This is a genomic window from Arthrobacter sp. 210 2, assembly GCF_059093025.1.
In genome coordinates this window covers 497,499-517,889 of sequence record NZ_JBNHIE010000002.1, presented here as the reverse complement: position 1 = coordinate 517,889, position 20,391 = coordinate 497,499, and the positions used below count along the sequence as shown (strand labels likewise).

The window sequence follows — 20,391 nt, the reverse complement described above, 5'->3', positions numbered from 1 at the left end:
CAGCGGACGGGACATCAGCGGACCGGCGCGGGAGCCTCGCCGGCAGTCTCCGGCACGGCGGCGGGAACCATGAACAGCGGCAGCAGCAGCTGGACCAGTGGTCCGATGGCGAGCGCGTAGACCACAGTTCCCACACCCACCGAACCTCCCAGCAGCCAGCCGATGGCCAGGACCGTAATCTCGATGAGGGTGCGGGAAAGGCGGACCGACCATCCGGTACGGCGCGCGAGTCCGGTCATCAGGCCGTCGCGCGCTCCGGGGCCGAAACGGGCACCGATGTAGCAGGCTGAGGCCACGCCGTTCAGCAGGACCGCCCCCGCCATCATCCCGATCTGGCCGCCCAGGTGGGACAGGGCGGGGATCACGGCCAGGCCGATATCCGCGAACACACCTACCAGGACGGCGTTGCACAGCGTGCCGAAGCCGGGCCGTTGCCGCAGCGGGATCCACAGAAGCAGGACCAGGAAGCTCACGATGATCACCACCAGGCCGATGCTCAGGCCGGTCCGGTTGGCCGTGCCCTGATGGAAGACATCCCACGGATCCAGTCCCATGCCGGCCCTGATGAACATGGCAAGGGAAATGCCGTACATGGCAAGGCCGGTGAAGAGCTGGATCAGTCTGCGGGTCATCATGCACATACCTTCCCATGGAACTGGCATTGAATTGCATAGCCAGTTTGAGATACTGGCCCTATGGCGCCTTCCGTTACCGCAGCATCACTGTCCCGCCTCCTCGGGACGTGGAACAACGGGACAGCTCCTGCCTACCGCAGTTTGGCGGACGTGGTGCGCCTCCTCATCCTGGATGGCAGACTGCCGCTGGACACGGCATTGCCCAGTGAGCGCGCGCTCTCGGAAGCCCTGGGCGTCAGCCGGACCACCGTGACCGCCGCTTATGCCAGCCTCCGCGACCAGGGTTTCCTGAGCAGCGGGCAGGGCAGCCGCGGCAGGACGCGAATCCCCCAACTCACCCCGTTCGGGCCGGCGCTTGTGGGCCCGCCACAGTCCAGCCCCCACCCGGCCCTGGCCGCTCCCGGGCTCGCTGCTCCGGACGGCCTGATCGACCTCGCGTACTCGGCCCTGCCGGCCAGCGGCGAGGTGGTGCACCGCGCATTCGCCGCGGCACTGACGGAACTTCCGGCGCTGCTGCCGGGCTTCGGGTACGACGCCATCGGCCTGCTGCCCCTGCGCCAGGCGATCGCGGACCGGTACATGGCAGCAGGAGTACCAACCCACGCCGGCCAGATCATGGTTACCTCCGGCGCCCAACATGCGCTGACCATCATTATCCGCACCCTGGCGGACCGGCAGGACCGGGTTCTCGTGGAGCACCCCAGCTACCCCAACGCGCTGGACGCCATCCGGGCAGCCAGGTGCCGCCCGGTTCCGGTGGCCTTCGCGCCAGGCGGCTGGGACCTGCCGGCCCTGGAATCAACCCTCTCCCGGCAACGCCCTAAAGTCGCCTACGTTGTGCCGGACTTCCACAATCCCACCGGCCTCGTCATGCCTGACTCCCAGCGCCGCAGGCTGGCCCGCGCCGCGTCCGCGGCCGGAACCGTCCTGGTGGTGGACGAGACCCTTCGTGAACTGAACCTCGACGGCGTCACCACCACCCCAGTGGCAGGCTTCAGTTCCGCCGTCGTCACCATCGGCTCGCTCAGCAAATCGCACTGGGCCGGCCTCCGGACCGGCTGGATCCGCGCGTCCGAACCCATGATCCAGCGGTTCGCAGCGGCCCGCACCACGCTTGACCTGGGCGGTCCGGCCATGGAACAGCTTGCAGCCGCCCATCTGGTCCGGGCACTTGATGAGCCGCTGCCCGCCCGGCTGCGGGCACTTCGCGACAACCGGGAAGCACTGCTTGAACTGCTCGGGGAACACCTCCCGGAGTGGCAAACGATGCAGCCTGCCGGCGGCCTGTCCGTCTGGTGCCGGCTGCCCGAGCCGTCCAGCACCGCCCTGGCCGTCATCGCGCCGGACTTCGGCATCCGGCTGGCGGCCGGACCGCGGTTCGGAATCGGCGGCGCCTTCGAACGCAACCTGCGCGTGCCGTTCACGCTGCCGCCCGACCGGCTCGAGACTGCGGTCCTGGCACTTCGCGCCGCGCAGGACAGGCTCGACGCCGCCCCCCAGCTCCGGCAGACCCTCAAGAAAGCGCCGGCGGCTGCCATCGCCTGAGGAGTTTGCGCTCCCCTAGGAAGCCTGGCCCGCCCCGGCCGTTTTCGCACCGTCACCGCGCGCACGGGAATGTCCCATACGCTGCTTTGCGGTATTGGTGCCGCGTCCGATGGGTATCTGCGCTGTGGCTTTCGCCAGCCCGAACAACGGCATTCCGCTGTACACGGTCTCGATTCCCGCCGCGGGAACCTGGTATGTCTCGTGCCAGATGCCGACGTCCCCCGTTCCGGAGAGCTCCTTCATGAAACGCCGCCATGGTTCCAGGTGGGGCGCCTCCCGGTCGGCGGCGAACTTCCGCAGGTGCTCGGGACTCTCCCAGTAGCTCACCAGCATGGTGGTGCGCCCGAACCACTGTTCGAAGCCCAGCATTCCGGAGGCAGGATCGGTGGCAAGATGCCGGAGGATCCGCGGCATGGCGGCGGCCACCTGTGCCACCTTGCCCACTTTCCACCACCGGTTGGCCCGCATTCCAATCAGGAACACCGTTACGGACTCCCGCCCGGGATCCGCGGTGTAGCGGCCCGGAAATACCTGCTGTTCCATGAGAACTCCTCGATAAAAGGTCATAACCTTGTTTCATAACAACGTTACGAAACAAGGTTATGAAACAATGGGACCCATGGCAAGACCTGTGGTGCACACCAGTTCCCTGCGTGAAGAGCTCCTGGCCGTCACGGCAGACCTTGTTGACCGCCACGGGCCGGCACGGGTAACCCTCAGGGATGTTGCCGCAGCAGCCGGAACCTCCACGTCCGCGGTCTACTCGCTCTTCGGCGGGAAATCGCAGCTCCTCACCGCCGTGGTTGACAGCGGATTTCAGTCCTTCCATGAGTCGCAGGCCGCCGCAGCCCCGGGCGGCCTTCAGGGACTGGGCGCGGCCTACCGGACCTGGGCACTGGAACACCAGGCGCTGTACCGGCTGATGTTCGGCGGCGCACTGGCCGCGTACGTCGACTGCCAGCCCAGCCCGGAGGTCGCCGCCGAGGCCATGGTGCCCCTGATCAGCGCGGTTGCCGCAGCCCAAAAGGCCGGCAGGCTGTTAGAGGCCCCGGTGGAGATGGTGGCGGTTGCCATCTGGGGCCAGGTCCACGGCCTGGTCAGCCTGGAACTGGCGCAGGTGGGTCCGCCTGACGCCGACTGGGCCGCGGCCTACGACTCCGCGCTGGACGCCATCGCACGCGGCTGGGCCGCCTGACTCCCCTGACATCACAGGCGTCCGGGCACGTTCCCGCGGCGCCAACTCCGTCCCGACGCGCACCTTGGCCGGCGCGGACCGTATGTCACACGCGCCAGGCAATGTGCGGGTCGGCAGCTCTAGTGCGCGTCGCCGTCGGCACAGGTCCGCGACGCGGCAAGGCTCCACAGCGCCCCCGGTAGAATAGGCCGGTGATGCAATCCCCCCTTCCCGTGCGCGACGGCGTCAACGCCACCCGCCTGCGCCTCCCCGGAGAGGGCCCGTGGGACACCGCGATGGACTACATGATGCACCGCTGGGGGCACATCGACCCGCAGGGCATCGAGGACAGGTTCGACGCCGGCGAGATCGTCGGCGAGGGCGGCATTCCACTGGACCGCGGCACGCCCCTCCAGGACCACACCTTCATCTGGTACTACCGCACACTGCCGCCGGAGGAGCGGATTCCCGTGGAGATCACCATCCTCCACCAGGACGAGCACATGCTGGTGGTGGACAAGCCCCACTTCCTGCCCACCACTCCGGGCGGCACGTACATCCAGGAGTCCGCCTTGGTCCGGCTGCGGAACCAGCTTGGCCTGCCGGACCTCATCCCCATGCACCGGCTGGACCGCATGACCGCCGGGGTACTCCTGTTCTCCACCAATCCGCAGACGCGCGGCAAGTACCAGGTGCTCTTCGAAAAGCGGCAGGTCCAGAAGGAATACGAGTGCGTGTCCGCCGCAGAGCCGGCCCCGGCGCATCCCGCCGTCGAGTTCCCGGTGGTAGTGCGCAACCGGATGACCAAGTCCCGCAGCTACCTGCTCGCCGAAGTGATTGACGGCGAGCCGAACGCCGAAACCAGGATTGAGCAGCTGGAAACGTTCGACGGCGGCCCTGCGATGAGTGCCTCAGGCAGCGCTGCCGGTGGCCGGCTCGCCCGGTACCGCCTTGAGCCGCACAGTGGCAAGACACACCAGCTCCGGGTGCACATGGCGTCTTTGGGGCTCGGAATCCTCCATGACGCCTTCTACCCTGAGCTGCTGGACAAAGCACCGGACGATCACGCCAAACCCCTGCAGCTCCTGGCCCGCGGCATCCGGTTCGTGGATCCCATCTCCGGGCAGCCGGTGGAGTACCGCAGCGGCCTGGAACTCAGCGAGGCCGCGCGGGCCCGTTTCTGAAGACGGGGCTCCTCACAGTCCCCGCATCACCGCGGCAGAGGCACGCAGCCAGGCCTCCCGGGTAGCAGGCTGCAGCGCCTGGTAGTTCAACCGTGCACCCGAGACGAGGGACCGGTCGTAGGGAACGTCCAGCACCTCCCTCGTCAGGCTCGCGAAATGCCTGCGCGCCCGGGCATGGAGCTGCACGTCGGTTTGCCGGGACGGTGCGGCGAGCAAGGTGACTGCGTTGCTGACCTTGGCCTGGAAACCGCGCTCGCGCAGTCCGTCGATGAGCCAGACGGCGCTGGCCACAGTGTCTTCCCGCAGCGTGGAGATGATCACCAGTTCGTCGGCAGCAGCCACGGCCGCCTGCCAGTTCGAGGACCGCATGTTGTTCCCGGTGTCCACCACGATGATCCGGTAGAAACGGCGCAGGGCGGTGTGCAGCCGGTCGAACTCGCGGCTGCCGATGGTGGCAGCGCCCGCAGCGTCCTCGTCCGAAGCCAGCACGTCGAACTGCGTTGAACCCTGGTAGCGCACGTAGCGGTCCAGGTCCCCGATCCGCCCCAGGACCGGGCTTTCGAAGCGGTCCACCTCCTGCAGCAGGTCCACGGCCGTGCGCGGGTGTACCGCCAGCGGCGCCCGCCACCCCAACGTGCCGCGGGTTTCGTTGTTGTCCCAGGCGAGCGTGTAGCCGCCGCGCTCGATGCCCATCGTGGCTGCGAGGAGCAGGGTTGCGGTGGTCTTGTGGGCGCCACCCTTGGGGTTGACGACGACGACCGTCCTGGGTCCGTCCAAACGGCGCTGCACGTCTTCCCTCGCATCCAGATGGGCGCGTTCGCGGCGACCGGGGGCAGGGTTGACGGCGTTGCCGCTGAGCCGGCGGACGGCACCCTGCCAGCCCGCTTCTGCCAGTATCGCCGGCGGTGTGGGCCGTTCGGCGAGGAAATCCTGGAGGGTGGGGACGGCGTCGCGCGTGGCCGCGGACGGGACTTCGATAGCCATGGCCGGCCTTCCTTTCTGTAGCGGCTTCCCTGCCGGGGCCAGCCGTGGTGCTGTCTTATGCCCGGTCAGCATGCTCCATGTGCCCCTGGCCAGCTGGCGAAGCAGGGTGAGGAGGACCAGCAGCAGCCGGTACAGCAGGATGGCGAGGCCGATCACCGGCAGGGACAGCATGAGGATGGACAAGATGGAGAGCGAGGCAGCCGCAGGGTCGCCCGCCCCGATGGCGCCGACGGCGGTGCCTGCTTGCTGCCGGATGGCGCCGGCAGTCTGCGCCAGGATGGCGGGCAGGCTCAGCAGCATCCAGCCGAGCGCCAGGAACAGGAGCGGCACTACCGTGACAACCCAGGCGGTGACGATGCGGCGGGCGAAGGGGCGGAGCTCCATGACCCGCGGATCCATTGGCCGCCCTGGCAGGAGACTGAGCAGAACCGGGCGGATCCGGGTGAACAGGTCGGGGACACCGGCAATGTCGGCAAGGACGAAGTAGCCGTCGAAGCGCAGGGTGGGCACCAGCTGCTGGAGCATCTCGAGATGCATCAAAGCGGCCGCGAGCAGGAAGAACCCCTGTCCGGTCAGCAGGTACGCGCCGCCCAGCCCGATGAGGCACAGGCAGTTGAAGTACAGGCCTCCCAGGTCTGTACGGATCCTGCCCGCCCGGCCCAGCCGGTAGGAATCGGTGACGTCGGTGAAGAAGGCGGGAAAGACCAGGTAGACGCCGGCGCCGATGACCCCGGGCCGGGCCCCGCCGTACCGGCAGGCCGTGGCGTGCCCCAGTTCGTGGATCACGGCTCCCGCCGTCAGCAGGGCAACGATGCCAAGAAGCAGCGCCGGGGTGAGCAGCACCTGCTGCAGCGACGCCATCAGATCCCCCCGGGTGATGACCAGGACGTCGACGGCGGCCAGCGCCAGCAGGACGGCAACCACCACCGGCGGCCAATACAGCGGGGCCAGGACCGTGGCCAGCGCGTTCACGGCTTTTTCGGGCAGCAGGGTTCCCCGCAGGCGCAGGGCCAACAGCGGGTTGGCCTTCGGCAACGGTTGGGGCTTTGACGCGGCGGGCTGATCGGAGCCGCGTCCAGCGGTGTTGTGGACCAGGCCCATCGGCGCCAGCCTGGTGTCAATCAGGTGGAGCAGCCCGCTTACACCGAGCTCCCGCCCGTAGGCCTCGCTGACTTCCCGCGCCACGTCATCCGGGGACTTCGCCGGTGAAAGGGAAGCGAGCACCAGGTGGAGCAGCTCCGAGAGCTGCACGATCTGACCGTCGCTGCGCCGGAGCAGGTAACTGCGGTCCTTGAGGCCTGATCCCTCAACCGGACCGAGGAACACCAGCCCGGGTGCAGGGGACCAGCGCTGGTCGAACGCGGCATCCGGTGCTGTTGTCACTGTTCCCCGCCCATAGCTTGAGCCACACTAAGCGCGGTGGGCATGCCCCGGCATCGGAGCACGCCCACCGGATAAGGGTTACTGCAGGCCTACTGTTGCAGGACCAGCAGCTCCTGCACGGCAGCCGAGTTCGCCACTGAACCGATCGTTGCCGCGTTGATGGCGAACGACATGTTCACAGCGATGACGGGGGCGACGTTGACGTTGAAGCACAGCGTTTCCCTCGCAGGAAGCAGTTCCAGGACTTCGGCGTCGAGTTCCCCGGGTAATAGCTCGGTTGAAGTGGTCATTGCATGTCATCCCTCTCCCCCGGGTATTACCCGGGTCCAGGTATTCGGACGGTAAGGACTACTACTGGACAACAGTGATGCCCTGCAGTGCGGTGCTGTGTGCATTCGACCACAGCGAAGCCGCGTTCAGCGCTACAGACGTATTGGTCGCGTCAATAGCGGCCAAATTAAAGCTGTAGTCGGTTCCGAAGTACAGGGTCTCCCGCGAAGGCAACAGCTCCGCCTGCTGGCCTTCCAGTTCCTGGAAAGTGAGTTCCTTCATGTCAATCACCCCCTTTCGAAGTCTCCCGATCAGTCAACGCGGCGGCCCGTGGCGGTTACATTACTGCGCTGTTATTTTTACGTTGTTTTTGCAATTGGGACGTGACAGCAAAGGGTGCAGAAGCAAAATTGCGCGCATTTAGGAGGTAATACCCGGCGGTTATATATTTGTGGAAGATTACAAAGCAAAGCGCACACAAGGGAAAGCAGGCGCCCGCTTATGGCGGACAACGAAGGCACGATGGTAATACGCGCTTGGGTAGAGCCGGCCCAAAAGCATGCACTCCGGGCCCGCTTGATTTCCAGCCAGCCGGGCCAGGACAAGGAAGTGATCGAGGCGGCCGGCGACAAGGAAGAAATCCTCCTGGCCGTGCGGCGGTGGCTTGACCTGCTGCAGAGGGACCCAACCTTACCGGCTGACATGGGATGAATGCCTGCCCGGCCCACGAAAGAATGTGCGCCGGCGGTACCTGACAGTCGACTATCCCTTGCAAAACCCCCTACCCCCTCTGTTACTAAAGCGTCTTGACATGACGGGCCCAAGTGTCACGATGGTGAGGGGGTCAAGTGTTGCCGCGTAAAGGGGAATGGCATGACGGGGGCTCTCGCGCAGGAATGGCACTTGAGCCTGCTGGGCGCCTGGCGGTTGCAACGGGGCAACACCACCATGGCGGTAGCCAGCAGGGAGCAGCGGCTGATTGCCTGTGTGGGGCTCCTGGGCTGCCGCCACCGCAGTTTCCTTGCCGGCCTGCTCTGGCCGAAAAGCAGCGAAACACAGGCTGCCGGGAACCTGCGCACCACGGTCTGGTGCATCACCCATGCGTTTCCGCAGCTGCTCCGGGCAGGCGCCGCCACCCTTGAGCTTGACGAGTCGGTCCAGGTGGATGTGGCCGCCCTGCAGCGGCATGTGGCAACGCTGCAGGAACAGCCAGGGATCCAGGCCCCCGAGAGCTACCTGGACCACCTGACCCGGGCCGAGCTGCTGCCCGGCTGGTACGACGACTGGGTGGTCTTTGAGCAGGAACGGCTGCGGCAGCTGCGCCTCAGCGCCCTGGAGCACATGGCGCGGCAGTACCTGGCGGGAAACGAGCCGGGCAAGGCTGTCATCGCCGCGTTATCCGCGGTGAGCATCGAGCCGCTTCGGGAATCAGCCCATCTCCTCCTGGTCCAGGCCCACTTGGCCGGCGGAAACAGGGCCGCCGCAGTCCGGGCCTACACCATGTTCGCCAGCCGGTTGCAGGGCGAGCTCGGCGTCCTGCCCTCGAACCAACTGACCGATCTGGTGTCCGAGTTCCATCCGCGCTGAGGCTGCGGCCTTGCACGTCCACCCTTCGGGGGTGCGGAAAAACCCGGCCGTCCGGGAGCTAAAAAGTGCGGTACCTTGTGGCAATGGACTTCGGCAGCGCTGACAGCTGGGGGGCGGCCATCTACTTCTGGATCATCCCCGTGGTCCTCGGCGATGCCATCTTCCCGCCCATCCCGTCCGAGATGGTGGTGATCACCAGCGGGGCATTGTCCGCCGATGGCAGGACCAATGTGTTCCTGGTGGTGGCCCTGTCTGCGGTGGCGTCCTGGGTGGGCGACATGGTGGTCTTCCAGCTCTTCCGGAAACGGCTGAGCCATGTCCTGGACCGCTGGAGGTGGGGACGGCGGGTCCACCAAGGCATTCATGACGCGATCGCCAAAGCGGGCCGGTCATCCACGTACGGCACCATCATCGGCGCCAGGTTCATCCCCGGCGGCCGGCTTGCCACGTCAGCGGCAGCCGGCATCGCCAACGTGTCCGTCCGGGGCTTCAGCCTGTGCGCCGGCCTGGGCGCCTTGCTCTGGGCCTGCTGGCTGGTGGGCCTGGGCTACTTCACGGGTTCAGCCACCGGGCTGCCGTTCTGGGCCAGCTCGCTCATTGGGGTGGGACTCGGGCTGGTGGTCGGCGCCGTCGTCGGAATCATTGTCACCCGGCGCCGCGGCAACCGGTCTCCCGTGGAGGAGCCAGGGCCGCTGGCCTGACGTGCCCTAGACAGGTGCCCAGCGGCCGCGGCTGCGCCGGAGGACGCTGAGGGAACCGGTCAGGGCAACGCGTTCGACGGCGTCGCGCATCATCGCTGCCGATTCCCGCGCCTGGCGGTTCTCGCCGTTGTATTCCGTTGCCTCCACGAGGAAGCGCAGGTTAAGCTGCGGCACCCCGCCGGAGAGCTGCAGCTGGTGCGACTCAACGTGATGGCGCATCCCCAGCGCCTCGACGGCGGCATCCATGACCGACTCCGGCGGGTTGCCCGGCCGGAGCCCGGTGATCTTCAGGCGGGTCTGGAACGAAGGCATGCCCTCCACCCTATCCAAACCGGCGTTGCGCCATCACTTTTGGTCCTTATCCCGCCCGGTTAGGGACCAAGAGTGATAGCGCAACGGATGGTCGGAGCTGCTAGCCGGTGTTGCGCAGGCCTGCTGCCACGCCGTTGACGGTGATCAGCATGGCCCGCTGGAGCCGTTCGTCGATTTCCGCCCCGCTGATGGTTCCGCTTTCGGCCCGGACGCGGCGCAGGAGTTCCACCTGCAGGTAGCTGATGGGGTCCAGGTACTGGTCGCGGACTTCCAGGGAACGCTTGAGGGTGGGCTGGGCGTCCAGGAGCACGTGCTCGCCGGTGAGGTTCTGGATCTCGGTGACGGTGAGCTCGTATTCCTCGCGGATGGTCCGGAAGATGTGGTGCAGGTCCTTCGGCACCAGGGTGTCCACGTAGTATCCGGCGATGTCCAGGTCCGTTTTGGCGAGGGTCATCTCCACGTTGGACAGCACCGAGCGGAAGAAGTGCCAGTGCTCCATCATTTCCACGAGCTGCGCCGAGTTGCCGGCCTCGCGGGCAGCCTTGAGGCCGGATCCGACACCGAACCACCCGGGCACGATCTGGCGGGACTGGGTCCAGCCGAACACCCAGGGGATGGCGCGGAGGCCTTCCAGCCCCGCACCCGAGTCGGGGCGCTTGGACGGGCGGGAACCGATGTTCAGGGAACCCAGCTGCTCCACCGGGGTGGACGCCATGAAGTAGGCCGGCAGGTCGGGGTGGTCCACCAGTTTCCGGTAGCGGTCAAAGGCGGCATCGGAGATGGTCTCCATGACGTGCCCGTACCGTTCCCGCTGGTCTTCGGAGGTGCGGGGATCGCGGTGCAGGGCGGAACCCTGCAGCACGGCGGCCAGGGACAGCTCGAGGTTTTCCCGTGCCAGCTCCGGCAGGGAGTACTTGTCCGAGATGACCTCGCCCTGCTCGGTGAACTTGATTTCACCTTCCAGGACGCCGTTGGGCTGGGCCAGGATGGCATCGTAGGTGGGTCCGCCGCCGCGGCCCACGGACCCGCCTCGGCCGTGGAACAGGCGGACCCGCACGCCGTGCTTGGCTGCCACGTCCCGGAGCTTGCGCTGGGTCTTGTGGATCTCCCACTGGCTGGTCATCACCCCGGATTCCTTGTTGGAGTCCGAGTAGCCCAGCATCACTTCCTGCACGTCCCCGCGCAGCCGCACCAGCTCCCGGTAGGACGGATTGGAGAGCAGCTGGTCGATGATCTCGGCCGAGGCGCGCAGCTCCTCCACGGTTTCCAGCAGCGGGGCAAACCCGAGCTTGGCGTAGGGCTTCTCGCCGAAGAGGTTCACCAGGCCGGCCTCGCGGGCCAGGACGGCGGCGGCCAGGACATCGTCCGCGCCGCGCGTCATGGAGATGATGTAGGTTTCGATGACGTCCGGGCCATACGTGCGCAGGGCACGCCGGATCTCGCGGAAGACGTCATACGTGCCGTCAGCAGCGCCGTCGAGCTTGATGGGGTGGCCGGACAGCGGGCGGCGCGAGGCGAGCTCGGAGCCCAGCACCTCGAAGCGCTCCTCGCGGCTCAGCTCGGCGTACCGCAGGCCCGGTCCGCCGATGCGGTCCATCAGCTGGCCCACGGCGTCGTGGTGGTGGTCGGCGTGCTCGCGGATGTCCAGGGTGGCCAGGTGCAGGCCGAAGGATGCCACGGCGCGGCGGACACGGGCCAGGGCACCGTCCGCAGCGAGCGACGCCGAGTGGTTGCGGAGCGAGAGCTCCAGCAGCTCGAGGTCCGCCAGCAGTTCGTCGGTGCCGCTGTAGTCCCGGCCGTGCTCGTGGTTGGAGTTGGCAGCCACCCGCTTGCCGGTGTTGATGAGCTTGGCCTTGATGCAGGTCAGTTTCAGCCGGTAGGGCTCCTGGGCGTTCAGTTCCAGGACCCGCTTGTCCAGGCCCGGCAGCTTCTTCAGGTCCTCGTCGATGGATTCCAGCAGCTCCCGGTCCGCACCGGCGAGCGCGGTGGAGTTGGACAGGATGGAGATAAGTTCGTCGATCATGCCGATGCTGATGCGCACGGCGTGCTGGTTCTGGATCTGCAGGATTTCCCGGGTGACGGCTGCGGTGACGTTGGGGTTGCCGTCGCGGTCCCCGCCGATCCAGGAACCGAACCGGATGGGGGCGTCCTGGGAGGCGAGGCTGACGCCGTGCTCACCCAGCAACTCGGACAGTTCCGTCAGCATCTCCGGCATGGCGTCGGTGAGGATGCCGCCCAGGTAGTAGATGGCGTTGCGGGCTTCATCCACGGGGGTGGGCCGGACCTGGCGCAGTTCATCGGTCTGCCACATCTGGTCAATGATCTCGGCGAGCTGCCGGTCCTGCCGGCGGCGGGCCGTGGTGCCCTCGGCCGTGGGCTGGGCGAGCACGTCGGAGAGCTTGCGGATCTTGTCGAGAACCGAACGGCGGGAGGCTTCGGTGGGGTGGGCGGTGAAGATGGGCCGCACGTCCAGGCCGTTCACCACGTCCTGCAGCACCGCGGGTCCGGCCTGGCTTGCAATGTCTGCCACAGTCTTGGCCAGCCAGCCGTCCTTTTCCGCCCGGGTCCGCAGCCCGCGGACGCGGTGGACCTGTTCGGCGGCGTTGGCGAGGTGGAAGTAGAACGCGAAGGCACGCACCAGGTCCGTGGCCTGCTCGATGGGCAGGGAGCCGAGGAGCTCGCGGACCTGGGCGACGACGTCGTGCGCGCTCCAGGGACCTGTGGCGTCGGCGCCGCCGCGGGCGGCCTCCTTGGACTCCTTGGTGAGGAGGCGGACCTGTTCCACGAGGTCCAGCAGTTCCGGCCCGTGCTGGCGGACCAGGGATTCGCCCAGCAGGGTGGAAACGCGCCGGACGTCTGCCCTCAGTTCGGAGGCAAGGTCTGTTTCGGGGTGTGCTGCAGTGTGAGCCATGGAAGCAATCTTTCGAGGGTTTCGGACTTGGCTCGTACACTGCGCTGGATACTGTGAGCCACGTTACTAGCTAAAGATGCTACCCGCAGGGCGGGGGCAAGGGTCAATCCGTCTCAGATAATGTCGTGCTCCGGGTACCCGACATGGCGCTTCACCAGCTCGAGCTCCGCCCGGAGACGCGCCACCTCCGTCACCTGCGCCGCCGACTCCGCAGCACGCCGGCGGTCCCGCACCGTGTTGGTGGCGAATGCCGCCACCCCCAGCGGCACCATCAGGGCCAGCGCCCAACCGGCCGCCGCAAAGTAGTCCAGCGCCACGGGCAGGGCCGCACGGAAGTCGACGAAGTCGTTGACGCCGTCGGCCATCCCGTTCATCACCCCGTCCAGGGGCCGCAGGGCCTCCCCCACCAGTGGCGTTTCAGCGAACGACGGCGGGTCCAGCCTTGCTTCCTTGTCGCCGCCCCAGCGCCCATCGCCCAGGTGGTTCAGGACATAGATGCCGGCGCCGACGCTGGCGGCCATGTAGGCGATGACGGCGGCGAGCGCGGCGAGGTCCGGACGGCGGGGCCGCCAGAAGAGCAGTGCCGCGGCACAGGCCAGCGCAGCGATCCATGTCAACGCTTTGAGCCACTCGCTGCTGATTCCTGCCAGGATGTCCACACCACCTATTCAACCGCGCGGACCACCTTGAGGTTAAAGTCCAGCGTGCCCAGTGCACCGTAAAGCCGCAGCCATAGGGGAAGCACCATCTCCGCTCCCCTGGCCGTGGTGATGTCGCCCAGGTCGATGATGTCCCGGTGCCCCAGCGATTCCAGCAACTCCTTGACGACGGCTTTGGCCGACGCGTCATCGCCGGAAACAAACACCGAATGGTCCCCGCCGGCAAGCCGCTGCGGGTCCACCATCAGCCGGGCGTTCATGGTGTTGAGGGTTTTCACCACCCGGGCGTCCGGGAACGCCCGCTGGATCCTCTCCCCCAGGCTGTCTGTATTGACCGGGTTCAGGACCGGCGGCATCCCCTGCGAAAAGTCCAGCGCATTCGCGACGTCCATGATGACTTTTCCGCGCAGCCGGGCCGCCCCTGCCGCGCCCAGCGCCGCAAGGGTACCGGCGCCGGTGGTGGCGTTCACCACCACTTCGCCGTTGCCGGCGGCTTCCGCGAAGGTGCCCAGGGCGACGTCCCGGTGGCCCGCATGCCACTCGCTGAAAGTCGGCCCGCCGGTCCGGCCGGGTACGCTCCGGGCGGCGGTACTTTCGGGGTCCCGCGTGCCCAGGGTTACCTCGTGCCCCAGTTTGACCAGCGCAACGCTGAGGGTGCGTCCCACTGTTCCGGTTCCCAGGACGGCAATCTTCATGGCATCTCCCGTTGACGGGCAGCGGGCCGTCTGATGGTTTGACCCGGACCTGCTGTTCCGAGGGTACTCTGCGGTCCGTGGCAGGCAAGGTTCGGGATAAGGAATGAAGACGCCGTGGCGGCAGTTGTAGCGTGGGCACAGCCAACCGGAAGGAATCATGTCCATCACCCCAGACGCCAAGGTGGAGCGCTGGCAGCGCTTCCGCGCCAACCGGGACAAAGCGCTCGCCGCTCCCCATGGCTGGCTCACCCTCACCTCCTTCCAGTGGCTGGACGCCTCCCCCGCCGCCGTCGACCTGGCTCCCGGCCTGTGGTCAACGGACGGTACGACGGCGGCACTCACCGCGGTCCCGGCGGACGGGCTGACGCTGGCGGAGACAGGGGAAGCAGTGGACGGCATCATTACAGCCGTGCTCGCCGACGAGGAGTCGCTGATGTGGGTGCAGTTCGGCGGGGCGGACGGCGCCGGGGTGGTTGTCGAGCTCGCCATGCGGGGTGGGCGTTACGCGATCCGCACCAGGGACTCCGGCTCGCCCGTGTTCACCGAGTTCGACGGCGTGCCCACCTACGGCTACGACCCGGACTGGGAAGTCACTGCACGCTTCGAGCCGTACCCCGAGCCGGTGGAGGTGCCCATCGCCACGGCCAACCCGCTGGTGGACGGCGTCCACAGGACCGTGGGCGAGGTGGTGTTCCGCCTGCCCGGCAGCCCACACGAATTCCGGCTCCAGGCGGAGGAGGAAAAGCTCGGCGCCCTCACGGTCACCTTCCACGATGAGACCAACGGGGACACCACGGACGACTGGCGGAAGCTCTCGGCGCCCCGGCCCCGGCCCGGCGTGGATGGAAGTGCCACGGTGGTGCTCGACTTCAACCGGGCCATCAACTACCCCAGCGCCTTCACGCCGTACGGCACCTGCCCCATGCCCGTGAAGAACAACAGCCTGGACATCCGGGTGGAAGCCGGTGAAAAGCTGCCGTTCCCGAACGATTGAGCCTGTCGAAATCCGGTTTCGACAGGCTCAACCACCGGCAGTCAGGCGATGGCCGACACCCCGGTGACGGCGCGGCCAACAATCAGGGTGTTGATCTCGAAGGACCCCTCGTAGGTGTAGATGGCCTCGGCATCGGAGAAGATCCTGGCCATCCGGTAGTCGGTGAGGATCCCGTTGCCGCCCAGGATGGAGCGGCCCAGCGCCACGCTCTCGCGCATCCGGGCGCTGAGGTAGGACTTGGCCAAAGCCACTTGGGGCATGTCCGCGGCGCCTTCGTCCTGCAGCCGCGCCAGGCCCGCCATCATCGCCATGCTTGCCACCGCGTTGCCGAGCATGGTCACCAGCTGCTGCTGGATCAGCTGGAACTGCGCCAGCGGACGGCCGAACTGGTGGCGTTCGACGGCGTACTGCCGGGCGACGTCGAACGCCGCCAACTGCTGGCCCACGGTCTGCCACGCCACCATGATCCGGGAGCCGCGCAGGAGTTCCTTGGTGTCCTCGAAGCTGCTGATCGCGGCGAAGCGGTCGGCTTCCGACACCCGGACATCCTCGAACACGATGTCCGCGTTCTGCACTGTCCGCAGGGCGATCTTGTTCTCGATCCGGGTCCGGCTGACGCCCGGAAGGGTGGCATCCACGATGAAGCCGCGGACCGCCCCGCCAGCCTCGTCCCGCGCCCACACCAGCATGTAGTCACAGAACGTCCCGTTGCCGATCCAGCGCTTGGCGCCGTTCAGCACCCAGGTGTCCCCGCCGCCGTCGGGCCGGCCTGTTGCTGAGGAGATCCGCCTGGCGCGGGTTTCCATCCCGCCGGCCACGTCCGAGCCATGGTTCGGCTCGGTGAGGGCGAACGCGCCGGTGATCCGCAGGCTGGAGGCGTCCGCCAGCAGCCGCTGCTGCTGTTCGGGGGTGCCGAAGGCGTAGAGGGACTCCACGAAAAGGTCGTGGTGGACCAGGAAGAAGGTGGCGATGGACGTGTCCACGCGGGTCATTTCGGCAATGACCAGCCCGGCGAACAAGTGGCTGTAGCCGCGCTGCGCCGGGGTGCTCAGTTCCAGGGCGGCCAGCTTCGGCAGGATGTGGGCCGGGAACTCGGCCTTGTTCCACCACTCCCCCGCATAAGGTGCAATCTCGGTGGCCAGGAAGGCCCTGAGTTCGGCCAGCTTGTCCCGCTCCGGCTGGCTCAGCAGGGATTCGTAGGCGAAAAAGTCCGCGGTGGGCAGGTCCACGAGGTTCCCGGCGGCCGGGCTCATTTCGGCCCCATCCGGATGGCGCCGTCCAGTCTGATAACTTCCCCGTTCAGCATGGCGTTCTCCACAATGTGCGCCACTAGCCTGGCGTATTCCTGCGGTTTCCCCAGCCGCGACGGGTGCGGAACCTGGGCGCCCAGCGAGGCCTGAGCGTCCTGGGGCAGGCCGGCCATCATGGGAGTTTCGAAGATTCCCGGCGCAATGGTCACCACCCGTACCAGCGAGCGCGCCAGCTCCCGGGCGATGGGCAGGGTCATGGCCGCCACGGCGCCCTTCGACGCCGCATACGCCGGCTGCCCGATCTGCCCTTCGAACGCCGCCACGGAAGCGGTGTTGATGATGACCCCCCGTTCCGGCCCGCCCAGTTCCGTGACGGCCGGCTCGGTGGCCACCATTGCCGCTGCCGCCAGGCGCAGCACGTTGAACGTTCCGAGGAGGTTGACCTGGACCACCCGGTTGAAGGCCTCCAGGGGCAGCACACCCTCGCGCCCCAGCACCTTTCCGGGTGTGGCGATGCCCGCGCAGTTCACCACGATCCGCAGTGGTCCCAGCCCAACAGCGGTGTCGACGGCGGCCTGCACCTGCGCCTCGCTGGTCACGTCAGCGGGGGCAAAGACAGCCGTCCTTCCGTCCGCTGAACGATTGAGCTCGTCGGCGAGGTCCGCGCCGCCGGACGTGGGGAGGTCCAGGAGCACCACGGAGGCTCCGGCGTCGAACAGGGTCCGGGCGGTGGCCGCACCCAGGCCGGACGCACCTCCGGTGATGAGCGCGACGCTGCCTGTGATGTCCATCCATCCTCCTTGATGTGGCCCTGCACCGCGGCGGACCGCGGAGTAACAGTTAGTGAATGTTAACTGAAATGCCCGCCGCCTGCACCATCCGCCGTTCCGGGCGGGCGGCGGGATGCCCGTTATGGTGGAAACCATGACCTCCAGTTCCGCCACTGATCCGGCCTGGCAGGGCCGGGCAGACCATGCCGCACACTCCGTTACCGCGCTGTTTGGCCGGAAACTGCTGTTCCTGCCGGGCACGCACCTGGCCGCCGTGACATGGAACCCCGGGCAGCCTGCGGGGACGTGGCAGGCAGCCCTGCAGCGGCTGGGCTCACTCGCAGGCCTGCAGTTTCCCTGGCACTACTGGTGGCAGGCCCACTACGTTGACTGCCTGGTGGATGCCGGCCGGCGTGGACCCGGCAGCCCCCTCGCGGGCAGTTTGGCGTCCCGGCTGCTCACGGGCATCTGGCTGCGCAACGCATTCACGGTGGTCAACAACTACTACGACGACATGGCGTGGCTTGCCCTGGCCACCCTCCGCCTGGACCGCCTCGCCGACGGGACGGGGATACCCGGACGCCGCCGCTACGCAGCCGTCCGCGAAAGGCTGAAGCTCGAGTTCGATGCAGCCAGCACTGACCATATGGGCGGCGGTGTGTTTTGGAGCAAGAAGCGGGATTTCAAAAACACGCCCGCCACCGCTCCGGTTGCGCTCTTCTACGCCCGGACGGGTCAGCAGGCGAAGGCCCAGGCGCTGGTTGACTGGCTGGACAGGACCCTGTTCGATCCAGCCCAGGGCCTGTACCTGGACGGCGCACGGCTGAACGCCGCCGGTGACGTCCAGGTGGACCGGGCCGTCTACACCTACAACCAGGGCCCGGTCCTGGGAGCCCTCCTGGAGCTGGGCGGGGAGGCCAACCTCGCCCGCGTCGCCGAGGTGGTGGAGGCGGTGAACCGGCAACTGACCGTTCCCGGCGGCGGTACGGTGCTGCGCTGTGACGGAACGGGCGACGGCGGCCTGTTCACGGGGATCCTGTGCCGCTACCTGGCGCTCGCCGCTACGGATATCCGGCTTCCGGAACGGACCCGCGCCACTGCCGCGCGGCTGGTGACCGGTACCGCGGAGGCGTTCTGGAGCGGAAAGCGCAGCCTGGGCGCCGCCGAGCCCGGGGGAAATTACCCTGGCGGGAGCATCTTTTCGGTGCATGCCGCACGGCCGGCGGAGGAGACGTATCCCCGGGGAGCCGCCGTCGAACTTTCCACCCAGCTGCAGGCATGGATGGTGCTGGAGGCTGCGGCGGCCGTCAGCTCCGGCAACCCCGGGGGACGTTCACTGGCGGATGGCGGCGAGAGGCGTGACGGCAGCACCCTTGAGTGACACCGGCCCGCCCTCCGCCGCCAGCAGGGCTTCCTTCTTGCCTTCCGGCGGAAACACCAGCGAGGTCAGCGTCTGGCGGCCGCCGTCCACGAACACTTCGAGGGAGGACCGGTCCACGTAGACCGTGAGATTCACCGTGGCGCCGCCGGACTTCGCCTCCACGGCACGCGCCTGCCGGTACTCGTCCGCGGCGGTCCGGGCTCCCGTGCCGGCCGCCCGGTCCGGTGCTGCTGCAACAACATCGCCGTCCCGGACCACGAAGGCCTTGCCAGTTCCAAAGTCATAGCCCACCGTGGCGTACGTCCTGCCTCCGCTCTGCAGCAGCAGCCGGGCCTCCCCTGCTGCTGAAGCCGGCTTTTCCAGCTCGATGTCAGCCTTGAACGCACCACTCTCCGGCAACCCCGGCAGGGGGATTTCACCCAAGGTGGCGCCCGGTACCTGGACCGGCTCGCCCTCCAGTGACTGCAGCGCGGGCGTCGGCGTGGAGACCAAGGCCGGGCGGCCGCCGTCGGACTCCAGACGGAGGTCCCGCACCACGGAAGCCGCGCCAAACCAACCGTCGGTGGGGAGCTCCCGCGCGTAGGCCCAGTTGTTCATCCAGCCGATGGCGTGGCGGGACGCCTTCCGTTGGCTGTCCGTCAGGCGGGGGTCGTCCCAGGTGACGGCTGCGTAAAAGTCCGATCCGCCGTCGAGCCACTGGTGGCCACCCTCCGGTGTGAAGCCCTTGCCGTCCCAGGCGCCGGTCCAGTACGCCAGGCCGGTGGTGCGGCCCTCGTCCGCGCCGTTAGCGCTGGCAGCCAGCACCCAGGTGCGCTTGGCAGGATCGCCGTCCACGTCCATCTGGAAGAAGTCGGGGCACTCCAGGATCCCCAGCCCGTCCCGCTCGAAAGCGGAAACGTAGGTCCACTGTTTGAGGTCCGGGGAGGTGTAGAAACCGATCTTGTGGCCCTCGGCCAGCAGCATCAGCCACTGGTTGTTGGCCTCGTCCCGCACGATCCGCGGGTCGCGCCAGTGCTCCGCGCCGGGGTTGTCCATCACCGGGTTCTGGTCGTAGTTCCGGAAGCTGTACCCGTTGTCCGTGGAGTAGAACAGGGACTGGCGCTGGACGCCGTCGTGCTGCTGGGTGAGGACGGCGATCACGGCCCCCTTGCCGAAGCCGGCAGTCCCTTCCGTGTCCACCACCGCGGAGCCGGTTTCGATGTCGCCCAGGCCGTTGCGGAACTTTTCGATGGCCACGCCCTCGTTTTTCCAGTGCACCAGGTCCGGGCTGGTGGCGTGGAACCACTCGGTGCCGTTCCCCTCCGGGTAGTGGGCGTTGTAGAGGTAGTAGTAGTGCCACAGCCCGTCCAGGAAGAACGGCCGCTGCGGATCATTCATCCAGCGCTGCTCCGGCGTGAGGTGGTAGGCCGGGCGGTAACCGGGGTCCTCTTCCGGTGCAGCCAGGCGTGCCGCGTCCGGCGCGGGCCATGACTGCCGAACGCCCAAGTCAGTGAGCAGGGCGTCCCGGGCTTCGGGGCTGACGCAGTCCGGAAGCTCCACTTTTGCAGGGTCTTCTTCCACCGTGCCGGCCATGCTGCTGCGAAGATAGACTTTCCCGTCCGTCCGCACACCGGCGAGCCAGCCCGTGCCGCACTCGATGCTGCGGATGTCTTCCGCTCCCTCCGCAGGGACGTCGCCGCCGCGTTCAGCCAGGGTGGAATCGTTGCCTTTGAGCCAGAGGGAGGCGTAGCCGCCGCTCCGGTCCTTGGCTGCAGCCTGCGCAGCGGCTACCTCTCCCAGCACGCGTTCGGCGGCAGCTGCTGCGCCCAGCCGGGTATTTCCACCGAGCACCAGGGAGACTGCCAGGACCAGGACAGCCGACGCGGCCACCGCCCACAGGAGGGGGCGCCGGCTGGGGGCGAAGCGTTTGAGTGCGGGGAGTACGGTTCCGAGGAAAGTTCGGGGCATGGTTTCAAT

At 67.6% G+C, this 20,391-nt stretch carries 20 protein-coding genes; 8 read left to right on the top strand and 12 right to left on the bottom strand.

Annotation, left to right across the window (positions count from 1 at the left end; all coding sequences use genetic code 11):
- Positions 1 to 14: 14 nt before the first annotated feature.
- A complete protein-coding gene (gene yczE, locus AC5RWA_RS06885) occupies positions 15 to 635 on the bottom strand; it encodes a membrane protein YczE (RefSeq protein WP_494057023.1) in 621 nt (206 codons plus the stop codon).
- Positions 636 to 695: 60 nt separating this feature from the next.
- Here yczE and yczR point away from each other — a divergent pair, with 60 nt between their 5' ends.
- A complete protein-coding gene (gene yczR / locus AC5RWA_RS06880; protein WP_494057022.1) occupies positions 696 to 2,180 on the top strand; it encodes a MocR-like transcription factor YczR in 1,485 nt (494 codons plus the stop codon).
- 15 nt (positions 2,181 to 2,195) lie between these two features.
- Here the strand turns inward: yczR and AC5RWA_RS06875 are convergent, their stop codons facing one another.
- Entirely contained in the window at positions 2,196 to 2,723 is a 528-nt protein-coding gene (locus AC5RWA_RS06875; RefSeq protein ID WP_494057021.1) for a DUF4188 domain-containing protein, read from the bottom strand.
- 76 nt (positions 2,724 to 2,799) lie between these two features.
- On the opposite strand from AC5RWA_RS06875, the gene AC5RWA_RS06870 reads away from it, so the two are divergent.
- Both AC5RWA_RS06870 and AC5RWA_RS06865 read left to right on the top strand, forming a co-directional pair.
- Positions 2,800 to 3,375, top strand: coding sequence for a TetR-like C-terminal domain-containing protein (locus AC5RWA_RS06870; protein ID WP_494057020.1), 576 nt, complete (start codon positions 2,800 to 2,802; stop codon positions 3,373 to 3,375).
- Between the two features lie 194 nt (positions 3,376 to 3,569).
- Entirely contained in the window at positions 3,570 to 4,538 is a 969-nt protein-coding gene (locus tag AC5RWA_RS06865) for an RluA family pseudouridine synthase (RefSeq protein ID WP_494057080.1), read from the top strand.
- A gap of 12 nt (positions 4,539 to 4,550) precedes the next feature.
- On the opposite strand, the gene AC5RWA_RS06860 is transcribed toward AC5RWA_RS06865, so the two are convergent.
- The 3 genes from AC5RWA_RS06860 to AC5RWA_RS06850 form a co-directional block, all read right to left on the bottom strand.
- Entirely contained in the window at positions 4,551 to 6,905 is a 2,355-nt protein-coding gene (locus tag AC5RWA_RS06860; protein WP_494057019.1) for a MinD/ParA family ATP-binding protein, read from the bottom strand.
- A gap of 89 nt (positions 6,906 to 6,994) precedes the next feature.
- Entirely contained in the window at positions 6,995 to 7,195 is a 201-nt protein-coding gene (locus tag AC5RWA_RS06855; protein WP_115526195.1) for a hypothetical protein, read from the bottom strand.
- Positions 7,196 to 7,256: 61 nt separating this feature from the next.
- A complete protein-coding gene (locus tag AC5RWA_RS06850; protein WP_494057018.1) occupies positions 7,257 to 7,457 on the bottom strand; it encodes a hypothetical protein in 201 nt (66 codons plus the stop codon).
- Between the two features lie 219 nt (positions 7,458 to 7,676).
- Here AC5RWA_RS06850 and AC5RWA_RS06845 point away from each other — a divergent pair, with 219 nt between their 5' ends.
- The 3 genes from AC5RWA_RS06845 to AC5RWA_RS06835 all read left to right on the top strand — a co-directional run bounded on the left by AC5RWA_RS06845 (position 7,677) and on the right by AC5RWA_RS06835 (position 9,463).
- Entirely contained in the window at positions 7,677 to 7,886 is a 210-nt protein-coding gene (locus AC5RWA_RS06845) for a hypothetical protein (protein ID WP_494057017.1), read from the top strand.
- A 162-nt stretch (positions 7,887 to 8,048) separates the two neighbouring features.
- Positions 8,049 to 8,762 (top strand): AfsR/SARP family transcriptional regulator, encoded by a 714-nt coding sequence (locus AC5RWA_RS06840; protein WP_494057016.1) that lies wholly within the window; start codon positions 8,049 to 8,051, stop codon positions 8,760 to 8,762.
- 83 nt (positions 8,763 to 8,845) lie between these two features.
- On the top strand, positions 8,846 to 9,463 hold the full coding sequence (locus AC5RWA_RS06835) for a DedA family protein (RefSeq protein WP_079598102.1): 618 nt from the start codon (positions 8,846 to 8,848) through the stop codon (positions 9,461 to 9,463).
- Between the two features lie 6 nt (positions 9,464 to 9,469).
- Here the strand turns inward: AC5RWA_RS06835 and AC5RWA_RS06830 are convergent, their stop codons facing one another.
- The 4 genes from AC5RWA_RS06830 to AC5RWA_RS06815 form a co-directional block, all read right to left on the bottom strand.
- On the bottom strand, positions 9,470 to 9,775 hold the full coding sequence (locus AC5RWA_RS06830; RefSeq protein ID WP_494057015.1) for a hypothetical protein: 306 nt from the start codon (positions 9,773 to 9,775) through the stop codon (positions 9,470 to 9,472).
- Positions 9,776 to 9,875: 100 nt separating this feature from the next.
- Positions 9,876 to 12,686 carry a phosphoenolpyruvate carboxylase gene (ppc, locus tag AC5RWA_RS06825; protein ID WP_079598104.1) on the bottom strand — a complete coding sequence of 937 codons (2,811 nt, stop codon included), beginning with the start codon at positions 12,684 to 12,686 and terminating at the stop codon, positions 9,876 to 9,878.
- A gap of 113 nt (positions 12,687 to 12,799) precedes the next feature.
- Complete coding sequence (locus AC5RWA_RS06820; RefSeq protein ID WP_115526191.1) at positions 12,800 to 13,345, bottom strand: hypothetical protein; 546 nt, start codon at positions 13,343 to 13,345, stop codon at positions 12,800 to 12,802.
- A 5-nt stretch (positions 13,346 to 13,350) separates the two neighbouring features.
- Entirely contained in the window at positions 13,351 to 14,040 is a 690-nt protein-coding gene (locus AC5RWA_RS06815; protein ID WP_494057014.1) for an NADPH-dependent F420 reductase, read from the bottom strand.
- Between the two features lie 157 nt (positions 14,041 to 14,197).
- Here AC5RWA_RS06815 and AC5RWA_RS06810 point away from each other — a divergent pair, with 157 nt between their 5' ends.
- Entirely contained in the window at positions 14,198 to 15,034 is an 837-nt protein-coding gene (locus AC5RWA_RS06810) for a DUF1684 domain-containing protein (RefSeq protein WP_494057013.1), read from the top strand.
- Between the two features lie 41 nt (positions 15,035 to 15,075).
- Here AC5RWA_RS06810 and AC5RWA_RS06805 read toward each other — a convergent pair whose 3' ends face one another.
- Both AC5RWA_RS06805 and AC5RWA_RS06800 read right to left on the bottom strand, forming a co-directional pair.
- Positions 15,076 to 16,287 (bottom strand): acyl-CoA dehydrogenase family protein, encoded by a 1,212-nt coding sequence (locus tag AC5RWA_RS06805; protein WP_494057012.1) that lies wholly within the window; start codon positions 16,285 to 16,287, stop codon positions 15,076 to 15,078.
- The gene (locus AC5RWA_RS06800; RefSeq protein ID WP_494057011.1) at positions 16,284 to 17,075 is read right to left on the bottom strand and encodes an SDR family NAD(P)-dependent oxidoreductase; all 792 of its coding nucleotides are present in this window, start codon (positions 17,073 to 17,075) and stop codon (positions 16,284 to 16,286) included. The genes AC5RWA_RS06805 and AC5RWA_RS06800 overlap by 4 nt, the downstream gene beginning before the upstream one ends.
- A 133-nt stretch (positions 17,076 to 17,208) precedes the next feature.
- On the opposite strand from AC5RWA_RS06800, the gene AC5RWA_RS06795 reads away from it, so the two are divergent.
- Positions 17,209 to 18,435 (top strand): glycoside hydrolase family 76 protein, encoded by a 1,227-nt coding sequence (locus AC5RWA_RS06795; RefSeq protein WP_494057010.1) that lies wholly within the window; start codon positions 17,209 to 17,211, stop codon positions 18,433 to 18,435.
- Here the strand turns inward: AC5RWA_RS06795 and AC5RWA_RS06790 are convergent.
- Positions 18,388 to 20,382 carry a glycoside hydrolase family 32 protein gene (locus AC5RWA_RS06790; RefSeq protein WP_494057009.1) on the bottom strand — a complete coding sequence of 665 codons (1,995 nt, stop codon included), beginning with the start codon at positions 20,380 to 20,382 and terminating at the stop codon, positions 18,388 to 18,390. The two genes, AC5RWA_RS06795 and AC5RWA_RS06790, sit on opposite strands and share 48 nt — an antisense overlap.
- Positions 20,383 to 20,391: the final 9 nt, after the last annotated feature.

Bases quoted from the DNA above. Each gene is read 5' to 3' on its own strand.
- yczE (WP_494057023.1), bottom strand. From the start codon at position 635: ATGATGACCCGCAGACTGATCCAGCTCTTCACCGGCCTTGCCATGTAC.
- yczR (WP_494057022.1), top strand. From the start codon at position 696: ATGGCGCCTTCCGTTACCGCAGCATCACTGTCCCGCCTCCTCGGGACG.
- AC5RWA_RS06875 (WP_494057021.1), bottom strand. From the start codon at position 2,723: ATGGAACAGCAGGTATTTCCGGGCCGCTACACCGCGGATCCCGGGCGG.
- AC5RWA_RS06870 (WP_494057020.1), top strand. From the start codon at position 2,800: ATGGCAAGACCTGTGGTGCACACCAGTTCCCTGCGTGAAGAGCTCCTG.
- AC5RWA_RS06865 (WP_494057080.1), top strand. From the start codon at position 3,570: ATGCAATCCCCCCTTCCCGTGCGCGACGGCGTCAACGCCACCCGCCTG.
- AC5RWA_RS06855 (WP_115526195.1), bottom strand. From the start codon at position 7,195: ATGACCACTTCAACCGAGCTATTACCCGGGGAACTCGACGCCGAAGTC.
- AC5RWA_RS06850 (WP_494057018.1), bottom strand. From the start codon at position 7,457: ATGAAGGAACTCACTTTCCAGGAACTGGAAGGCCAGCAGGCGGAGCTG.
- AC5RWA_RS06845 (WP_494057017.1), top strand. From the start codon at position 7,677: ATGGCGGACAACGAAGGCACGATGGTAATACGCGCTTGGGTAGAGCCG.
- AC5RWA_RS06840 (WP_494057016.1), top strand. From the start codon at position 8,049: ATGACGGGGGCTCTCGCGCAGGAATGGCACTTGAGCCTGCTGGGCGCC.
- AC5RWA_RS06835 (WP_079598102.1), top strand. From the start codon at position 8,846: ATGGACTTCGGCAGCGCTGACAGCTGGGGGGCGGCCATCTACTTCTGG.
- AC5RWA_RS06830 (WP_494057015.1), bottom strand. From the start codon at position 9,775: ATGCCTTCGTTCCAGACCCGCCTGAAGATCACCGGGCTCCGGCCGGGC.
- ppc (WP_079598104.1), bottom strand. From the start codon at position 12,686: ATGGCTCACACTGCAGCACACCCCGAAACAGACCTTGCCTCCGAACTG.
- AC5RWA_RS06815 (WP_494057014.1), bottom strand. From the start codon at position 14,040: ATGAAGATTGCCGTCCTGGGAACCGGAACAGTGGGACGCACCCTCAGC.
- AC5RWA_RS06810 (WP_494057013.1), top strand. From the start codon at position 14,198: ATGTCCATCACCCCAGACGCCAAGGTGGAGCGCTGGCAGCGCTTCCGC.
- AC5RWA_RS06805 (WP_494057012.1), bottom strand. From the start codon at position 16,287: ATGAGCCCGGCCGCCGGGAACCTCGTGGACCTGCCCACCGCGGACTTT.
- AC5RWA_RS06800 (WP_494057011.1), bottom strand. From the start codon at position 17,075: ATGGACATCACAGGCAGCGTCGCGCTCATCACCGGAGGTGCGTCCGGC.
- AC5RWA_RS06795 (WP_494057010.1), top strand. From the start codon at position 17,209: ATGACCTCCAGTTCCGCCACTGATCCGGCCTGGCAGGGCCGGGCAGAC.
- AC5RWA_RS06790 (WP_494057009.1), bottom strand. From the start codon at position 20,382: ATGCCCCGAACTTTCCTCGGAACCGTACTCCCCGCACTCAAACGCTTC.